The sequence below is a fragment of the Deltaproteobacteria bacterium genome (assembly GCA_011773515.1).
Taxonomy (GTDB): Bacteria; Desulfobacterota; Deferrimicrobia; order J040; family J040; genus WVXK01.
Genome location: WVXK01000075.1, coordinates 13,084 through 15,659, shown reverse-complemented (window position 1 = coordinate 15,659; position 2,576 = coordinate 13,084). Strand labels below are relative to the sequence as shown.

Genomic DNA, 2,576 nt, shown 5'->3' with positions numbered 1-2,576 from the left:
TTCATAGCCGAGAAGATGCTCAATATATCAAAGAAATGATCCGGTATGCGGCGGCCGTCCCGCCGGGACTCTGAATTTTATCACCGCTAAACGGTCTAACCGGTAAGGCCCAAAAACCGGACCACCATGCCCGGGCGGGCACAGGACCGGAGCGTAAAAAACCGTGAAACAGCGATCTTTTCGCTGTTTCAAAAAAATTGTGTTTTATCCAAAAAAGAATTGTTGCTACAATAGCACCCAATCTTCAGGGAGCAGGTGATGAGAGCACACAACGAAAAAAAGATCTTCACCCTTTTCCTCGCCATTTTGATCTCCCTCTTCATGGGAGTCAAAAGTTCCCGCTCCTTCGCCCTGAGGACGCTCTCCAGGGGGGACACCATAAAAAATTACGAAGTCCCGATACTGGAGGGCAACACGCAAACGATGGAGAAGCTCTGCGGCGAGAAGGGCCTTCTGCTCGTATTCTGGACGACCTGGAGCGAACGGTCCCTCCAGCTGATAACGTACGCGAACCAGGAGCTGGCGAAGGAGTACGGGGAGAAGGGTATCAACATCGTGGGGATAAACGTGGAGAGCCAGTCGATAACCAGCGGGGAGATGAAAACGATCACCGAGACGGTGGAAAGGCTCAACGTGAGCATACCCCTCGGCATAGACAGGGACCTGGTGATGTACGACGAGATCGGTGTGATCAGCACACCCACCACCGTCCTGGTCTCGAAAGAGCTGAAGATCGAAGGCGCCTACCCCGGATTTCCCACGGCGGCGCGCGAGGAACTGAAGAGCATGCTGAACGCCTTCCTGGGAATCGAGGAGAAAAAGCCGACCGAGGAAGTCCGGTATCTCATGGCGAAGAAGCCAAAAAACAATGCCCTGCTCTTCTACAACCTGGGGAAAAACCTCTACAAGCGCTACGTCTCCATGAAGGACGAGCTGACCCGGGTGCCGCGAAACGCCGTAGATAAGCTCGACGATTCGATCGAGAGGGACCCCGATTTCTATTCCCCCTACCTTCTGAAAGCGATTATCTTCCACAAGGCGAAGGAGGAGGAGAAGAAAAAGGAGACCCTGAAGTCGATAGAGGAGAGAGCCTTCTCCGAGCCGGTTGAGGTAAGGGACCTGGCGTACATGTATTTCATCCTCGGCATGCTCGACAGGTCCGGCGAGCTGATCGTCAAGCTCAAGGAGATGCTGCCAGACGAGCCCACGGTGCCCCTCCTCGAGGCGCTGCTTGCCCTTTCACAGGACAAAAAAGAAGAGGCATCGGCCCAGTTCAAGGAGATCATGGAAAAGGGGGGGCTGCCCTTCGACCTCGCCGAGTTTATCGACCCCGAAACGGGGGGTGCAGGAAGCGCTGAGGGGGCGGATATGGCTGTCCGGCTCATACCCGAGAAGGTGCTCAACATATCCAAAAAGTAGGCCCGGGCACCAGAACCCTGCCATCCAACGATTCGTCATTCTGCATTCTGCATGCCGAATCACTATCGAATGTTTTTCAGAACGGCATCCACCAGGTGGTCGGGAGAGAGGCCAAGCTCACGGTAGAGATCTTCGGGCGGCCCCGAGCCGCCGTACTCCCTCACCCCCATCTTCACGAACCGCACCCCCGCCAACCCCCGGGTAGCCAGCGCGTCTCCCACGACGGCCCCCAGGCCCGTCCCGGCATGGTGATCCTCGTAGGTAACGATCAGCCCCGTCCCCGCAGCGTCGTCCAGCGCATCGAGGTCGGGCTCGGCGGGGGTGGCGCAGCTGTAGACCTTCACCTGCACCCCTTTTTCCCGGAGCCGTTCCCACGCCCCGAGCGCCCGGTACACCATGGAGCCGTAGGTAAGTATCGCCCCGTCGGATCCATCCCTTATCAGGTCTGCCTTTCCGGGTTCGAAGCGGTAGGAGCCCCCGAAGAGCGGGACGCCGGATTCATCGCAGAGAACGGGGATCTTCGACCTCCCCATACCCACCAGGAAATTTCCCTCCCTTCCGGCGACATACCGTATCACCCTGTCTGTCTGGTTCGGGTCCCCCGGGATAAATACCCTGAAACCGAAAAAGTTTCGAAAAAGACCGACATAATCGATACACTGGTGCGTCTTGCCGTCTTCACCCACATCGATGCCAAGGTGCGTGCACACGAGCTTCAGGTTCGCCTCGTTTATGTCGTTCAAACGGTGCTGATTGTAGGTCTCGCATATGCCGAACACCCCGAAATCGGCGAAAAAGGTGAGGATTCCCGTTGTGGAGAGGGCTCCCGCCATGACGGCCGTGTGGTGCTCCTGGATACCCGACTCGAAGAAATGGTGGGGGCAGATGCGGGAGAACTTCTCCGTCTTCACCGATCCCGCCAGGTCGCAGTCGAAGACGACGATCGGTGTGTCCTTGCCGCAGGCGTTGATCTCGGCCATGTCGGAGAGGGCGGCGCCGAAGGCGCTCCGGTTATCGGTTACCTGGTCCGGCCCGTAGTCCCGCGACACGCCCGTGTCTACCCTGAGTTTTGGGGCAGGCCTCCCGGGTGGCTTGTAGGAAGAGGCCACCTCCTGACGGATCTCGCGGTAGCGCGCCAGGTCGTTGTCCTGGCCGAG

1 protein-coding gene and 1 pseudogene (1 of these 2 running past the window's edge) are annotated in these 2,576 nt (G+C 58.0%); one reads left to right on the top strand and one right to left on the bottom strand.

All coding sequences use genetic code 11. The features are described 5' to 3' along the window. The first annotated feature begins 258 nt into the window (after positions 1–258). Positions 259–1,419 carry a redoxin domain-containing protein gene (locus tag GTN70_08575; GenBank protein ID NIO17037.1) on the top strand — a complete coding sequence of 387 codons (1,161 nt, stop codon included), beginning with the start codon at positions 259–261 and terminating at the stop codon, positions 1,417–1,419. 62 nt (positions 1,420–1,481) lie between these two features. On the opposite strand, the pseudogene GTN70_08570 reads toward GTN70_08575, so the two are convergent. Then, positions 1,482–2,576 (bottom strand): annotated as a pseudogene (locus GTN70_08570) (transketolase); it runs 748 nt beyond the window's last position.